This is a genomic window from Brevundimonas sp. (genome assembly GCF_016463485.1).
GTDB lineage: Bacteria > Pseudomonadota > Alphaproteobacteria > Caulobacterales > Caulobacteraceae > Brevundimonas.
On the sequence record NZ_JAEMRD010000001.1, the window covers coordinates 104,027 to 110,234 of the forward strand.

Annotated in this window: 5 protein-coding genes; 3 read left to right on the forward strand and 2 right to left on the reverse strand. The window is 61.4% G+C overall.

All coding sequences use genetic code 11. The features are described from left to right. The first annotated feature begins 32 nt into the window (after positions 1–32). A complete protein-coding gene (locus JHC99_RS00545; RefSeq protein ID WP_292151517.1) occupies positions 33–671 on the forward strand; it encodes a TetR/AcrR family transcriptional regulator in 639 nt (212 codons plus the stop codon). Between the two features lie 50 nt (positions 672–721). Here the strand turns inward: JHC99_RS00545 and JHC99_RS00550 are convergent, their stop codons facing one another. Beyond that, a complete protein-coding gene (locus JHC99_RS00550; protein ID WP_292151518.1) occupies positions 722–2,068 on the reverse strand; it encodes an amidohydrolase family protein in 1,347 nt (448 codons plus the stop codon). A 161-nt stretch (positions 2,069–2,229) separates the two neighbouring features. Between JHC99_RS00550 and JHC99_RS00555 the strand changes: the two genes are divergently transcribed. Next, positions 2,230–3,975, forward strand: a complete 1,746-nt coding sequence (locus JHC99_RS00555) for an amidohydrolase family protein (protein WP_292151519.1) — start codon at positions 2,230–2,232, stop codon at positions 3,973–3,975. A gap of 4 nt (positions 3,976–3,979) precedes the next feature. Then, entirely contained in the window at positions 3,980–4,669 is a 690-nt protein-coding gene (locus JHC99_RS00560; RefSeq protein ID WP_292151520.1) for a TetR/AcrR family transcriptional regulator, read from the forward strand. Here the strand turns inward: JHC99_RS00560 and JHC99_RS00565 are convergent. After that, on the reverse strand, positions 4,666–6,208 hold a 1,543-nt coding region (locus JHC99_RS00565), incomplete at its 5' end, for an FAD-binding protein (RefSeq protein ID WP_292151521.1). The genes JHC99_RS00560 and JHC99_RS00565 overlap by 4 nt on opposite strands.

The following is a 6,208-nucleotide window of genomic DNA, read 5'->3' on the forward strand; positions in this document are numbered from 1 at the left end:
CGAATGCCCCCGTGACGCGACAAACATCCGGCATGGTGAAAATCAACAAGGATGGCCAGGCGATCGGGCGGAAGGGTGCGGAGACCCGCAACCGGTTATTGGTCGCCGCCCTCGAGTTGATTTCGACAATGGCGGCCGAAAAGTTGACCGCGAGCGGCATCGCGCGCGCCGCCAGTCTCGCTTCACAGACCTTCTATCTGTATTTTGACGATGTCGAAGAGGTCCTGCTGCATCTGAGCGCCGATGCGGCGCAGGATACCGGTGAGCTCCTCGCGGAACTCGATCAACCCTGGAAACCGGAGGATACCCGGTTCCACGCAGAACGGTTCGTCACCGCGTTCTACCGCTACTGGGACAAGCACCGCGCAATTCTGAACATTCGTAATTTCAGGGCGGACGGCGGACAGGCCGCGTTCGCTGGAATCCGCAACGCGAGCGCACTGCCGATTGTCGGGCGTCTGGCAGAGCGAATTCGGGCGGCGCAGGGCCAAAACACGCTTTCCGACCGCGACGCCTTTGCCCGGGCCGTCATCGTCTACTCGGCAATCGAACGGATGGCCGCCCGATATGCTTCGATCCACTTTGTGTCGGATGAACTCGACAGTGACGATCTCAAGCGCGCCGAGACGGACATTCTGACGCTTCTTCTTTCGCCGTCGGCGAGGGCATAATCCGCTGGCGACGAAGGCGGCGCGGATCAGGTGACCCGCGTCGCCGGTGATCATTCGGCCGGTTCGAGAGCCGGTTCGACGGTCGTGCCGTCTTCCTTGGCGACGTCCATGAACATTTTCATGATGTCGCCCGAGGTCACGCCCCGACGCACTTCGCCCGGCGCAAGCGGCGCGGGACCGCCGAAAGACTGAGGCCGGGTGTCGACGTGGGCCGCCAGCTTGCGGAGCGCGCCGACGGTGCATTTTTCTCGACCGCCCAGCAGAGCCACGGCATCGAAGTTGAATCGCTTCAGCGCGTTGCCGTGACTGATCTTGTCGATCTGGGCATCGGTGAGGTGGTTCAGGCTGGCGTGCAGGATTTCCGGAACATCGGGCCACAAGGTGTCCGAGTGCGGGTAGTCGCACTCATAGGCGATGTTGTCCTCGCCGATCGCCGCGATGTTGGCGAGGCCGAACTTGTCATCGACGAAACAGGTGAGGAAGTGCTCACGGAACAGGTCACTCGGCTTGCGACCCGGGCCAAAGTCCGAATGTGTCCAGGCATTGTGCTGCTGGAATGAGAAATCGGCGCGTTCAAGGAAATAGGGAATCCAGCCGATCCCACCCTCGGACAGGGCGATTTTCAGCGGGTATTTCTGAAGCGCTTTGAGGAAGAGCCAGTCTGCGGCGGAGTTCACGATCGAGATCGGCATGGTGGTGATCCAGGCGTCGATCGGCGATTCCATCGAGGCGTGGGGTGCCTGGGCACCCGACCCGATGTGGATGTTGATGCACATGTCGTTCTCGACGCAGGCCTTCCACAGCGGCTCCCAGTGGGCATTGTGGATGCTGGGATATCCTTTGACCGCCGGATTGTCGCTGAACGAGATGTTGTGGCAGCCCTTGGCGGCCACGCGGCGGATCTCTTCGACCGTCGCGTCGATGTCCCAATAGGGCAGGATGGCGTTGGGGATGTTGCGACCAGGGTAGCTGCCGCACCATTCGTCGATATGCCAATCGTTATAGGCGCGCAGGATGATCAGGGCGTTCGCCTTGTCCTGCATGCCGTGGAACAGAAAGCCGTCGAACTGGACCACGCTCGGAAAGTTCAGTGACGACAGTATGCCGTTCGCATTCATGTCTTCGATCCGCGCGTCGATGTCCCAGGCGCCCTTGCGCATCTGTTGCAGCGAAACGGGTTCGCAGCCGTATTCTTCCTTTACCCGGCCCACGACGGCGTTCAGGCCGATCGCGCCTGTACGGCGTCCTTCGTAGAGCCAGAACTCGACGCCGTTCTTGTCCTTGCGCAACTCGGGGGCGATCCCCTTGTGCTGCACGCTGATGTGCTGGTCGTACATCGTAGGCGGTTCGACGATATGGTCGTCGACGCTGACGATGATCATGTCTTCTATTTTCACGGCGCTCTCTCCCTAAAACCGACAACCTACCGGTTTCTGTAGCGACTTTGCGTGCTGAGGTAAAGCGCGTCGTCGTGTGCATTCTGATTTGAGTATCACATTGGCTTGCGTTACAGATCGTATCACAAGCAAGAATGTGTCGTCGTCTCCGGGAGGGTTTCATGCAATTTCGTCTGCTGATCAAAGGCGGCACGGTCGTCGACGGATCTGGAGCGGAAGCCTTTGTTGGCGATGTCCGCATTGCCGATGGTCGGATCGCCGAGGTGGGACCAAACCTGACGGCGGGAACAGGCGAACGTGTGATCGATGCAGTGGGGTGCCTGGTGACACCGGGCTTCATCGAAACTCACAACCACTGGGACGGCGGGGTCTGGTGGTCTCCCAACATGGAGCCCTTGCCGGCCTACGGAATCACGACCTCGATCAACGGCAACTGCGGATTCTCTATGGCCCCGAATCCGCAAACCGTTGAGGACCAGCAGAACGTCATCGACATCTTCAACTTCTTCGAGGACATCCCCGAGGCCCCCATGCAGAAGCTGGTGCCGTGGGACTGGAAGACCTGGAGCGAATACAAGGCTTCGTTCCTGCGGAACGTAAAGGTGCCGGTGAATTTCGCGGCCTTCTGCGGACATATTCCGATGCGGCTGTCCGTCATGGGGCAGGACGCCTGGAAGCGCACTGCCACCCCCGACGAGATCAGACAGATGGTTGCGCTGCTGGAAGACGCCATGGACGCCGGAGCGATCGGCTTCTCGTCCAATCAACTCGACTACGATAAACACGACCGGCCGCTTCCCTCCCAGCAGGCCGACGACGCCGAGTACAAGGCGCTGTTCGATGTGGTGGCCCGCTATCCAGGCGCCACGGTTCAGGTCATCGTCGATCACTTCATGCGAATGACGGGGCCAGATTCCGCCGAGCGCTTTGGTCGTCTGGCGACGGCCGCAGGCGTCCGCCTGCAGTGGGTCGGGTTGCCGTCACTCAAGTTCCAGAAGGAGATCGGCAAGAAATCTCAGGTGGTGCACGATCGCTTCAAGGCCGAAGGCCTGGATGTCTGGACCGGCTACCATCATGTCTCACCGACCTCGGTGATCAATTTCGGCCGCTCGCTCGTCTTTGCCCAGAACGGCAATCAGGTCTGGCAGGAAGTCATCGATACCCCGGTCTGGGAGGACAAGGTCGCATTGCTGTCCGACCGCGATTGGCTGGCGCGAGCGCGCCATGCCTGGGACCACGACACCTATCCCCATTCTTACCTGCACGATCCCTCGGCCCTGACCTTCATGGACAGCGAATCCGGCTGGGGACCGGTCACCGGGACCTTGGCCGATTACATGGCTGAGAGCGGCATCGATCACGCCTCGGACGCCCTGGCGCAATGGGTCATCAACAACGGAGCGGAATCGGTCGTTCACAAGCGGTCATGGGAGGTTGACGAAGAGGTTCTTCTGTCTCTGTTCCGGGATCCGTTCTCGGTCGGCAACACCTCGGACGGCGGGGCCCATGGCAAGATGTTCTGCGGCACGGGCGACAATGTGCTGGTGCTCACTGACTATGTGCGCGATCGCGGCCTTCTGACGATCGAAGAGGGGGTTCACGTCCTGACCGGCAAGCTGGCCAACTTCTTTGGTCTGCATGACCGGGGCGTGCTCCAGGTCGGCAAGGTCGCTGACGTCGTGGTTTTCAAGCTCGACGAAATCGAACGTCGCCCGGAAGAAAAAATATGGGACGTGTGGGACGGCGAGGGTGGCCGCACCTATCGCTACACACGCGCTCCGGCACCGATGCGCCTGACGCTTGTGAATGGCGTCCCCATCTTCGACAACGGCGCCTTTACGGGACGGTTCCCGGGCAAGTTCATTGGTCCTGAGCAGCCGGCGTCGCTCGCCATGGCTGCCGAATAGTCTGTTGGATCCCGCTGAGAACGTCCTAGCCGATGTTGCATCGTCGGCCGAGGACCGGGATCCTCGTCTTGGCGGCCTGATGGCTTTTCATCGCCGGCGCAAACAAGACAGTCGTGACAGGCTCTTGGCGGCGGCCATCGATCGCTTCTGCGAGCTGGGCTATTTCGTGGTCTCCATCGACGACATCGCTTCGACGGCCGGTGTCAGTCGCGTCACCTTCTACCGACATTTCAGCAGCAAGGCTGCGCTGACGGCCGAGGTGTTCAGAAATGCGGCCGAGACGCGAAGACCGTTGTATCGCGCGATCCGGGACCTGCCATTTCAGGATCGCCCCGCCGTGCTTCAATGGATCACGGACATCTTTGAGGCAGACAAAGCCGACCATCGCATGCTGAGGATCTTCATCCAGGCCACGACGGAGGAAGGCCATTTCACACAGCGGGCTCAGGCGCTGATCAGCGATCTGATCATGGACTTGGGCGTGACGATCCCTGCCTTCGCCTTGGATGCAAACGAACACAAAGGCCGTCGTCGCCGGCAGGAAGCCTGGCTGCTGCTTTATGAAATCTTGGATCAGAGCAACCATGCTGCGCTGGGAACGGCATTTGCACCGTCATCCGATGTGATCGACATCCTGGCCGATCGGTTTTTGCAGTTCGTCGGCACAGGTCCGACGCCCAGCGCGAATGACTAGGCCGAAGCCAAGGCGTGTTTGGCGGCCACATAACCCCAGACGAACGACGGCCCCACGTTCACACCGGCGCCCGGGGATGTCCGCCCCATGACCGACGCGGTCGATACGCCGGTGGCGTAAAGTCCGGAGATCGGCAGACCGTCGTCACGCAATACACGGCCCTCGCTATCGGTGATCACCCCCCCCAATGTTCCGACGTCGCCGGGCATCACCGGGACGGCGTAGAACGGGCCTTCGCTGATCGCGCCGAGGGTCTCATTGGGTTTGTGGAAGGGATCGCCCAGCCAGCGATCATAGGCTCGGGCCCCTCGCTTGAAGTCCGCGTCGTCATTGGCGGCGACGAACCCATTGAACCGATCGACGGTTCCGCGCAGGACTGACGGCTCAATGTTGAGGAGGGCGGCCAGCTCTTCGATCGAGTTCGCCTGTTTCATATAGCCGCTGTCTGTCCATGCCTGCGGCTTCTTGGATCCCGGCATGGTGCCGGCGACCATATAGTCACGGACAACATTGGCGTCAAAAACAGCCCAGCTCGGGAGGGCAGGGACCTCCTTGTTGCGGTCCGTCATACCGAGGCAGAAATCAGTGTAGTTGCTGCTCTCATTCATGTAGCGCAAGCCCGTCTGGTCGACGAGAATGGCGTGCGGCCCCGCCGTGAGGCCTTGTGAACCGGGCTTGACCGGAGAATCCTCCATTCCGGGCGGTATGGAAACCGGAGAGCCGATATAACCGTCCATCTGCGCGACCGCGCCGCCGTGACGGATCATCTCCTGGATCATCTCACCCGTATCGCCCTCTGCCACATTGGTGCGGTTGGCGGACATTCCCGGCTGATACTGGTCGCGCATCGCCTGATTGCGCGCAAAGCCGCCGGCGTTGATCAACACGCCTAGACGGGTGCCGATGCGCACAGCCTTGCCGTCCCTGCTGACAACGACGCCCGTGGCGCGACCGGCCTCGACGATCAGTTCAGTGACGGGACTCCCGGTGCGGACATCGGTTCCGGCCTTAAGCGCCGCGTGAAGCATCCGGCCCTGGAGTGCCGCCCCGGCCGCGACGTAGTGTTTGCCGGTGAGCTTGCCCCAGATCGTCCGCAGTCCGATCTTGGCCAGGTTCTTCTTGGCCTGGCCCGACTTCTTCATGTGCGGCAGCGTCAGCGCTTCTTCGAGGGAAGCGGCGAGGGGCAGGAAGTTCGGACGCAGTCTGTCTTTCCACTCCCCAAGCTGGTTCGCGTCGAACAGGTCGGCGACCACGGTGCGCCCGGCGTCCGATCCGCCCGGGCGGTCGTCGTAGTAGTCGGGCCAGCGGGAGATACGCGTCATCTTGATGCCCTGGTCGACCAGGAAGTCGATCATAGACGGACCTTCAACCAGGTATCTGTGGCGGCGCTCGCGCGTTGCGCCGGGCGCGTCGTTGCGATCACCGACCACCGCGTCGAGGTAGGCGGTCGCTTGCTCAAGACTGTCGGGGATTCCGTCCCGCTTCATGAAGCGGTTGTTCGGGATCCACATCACGCCGCCTGAAATGGAGGTCGTGCCG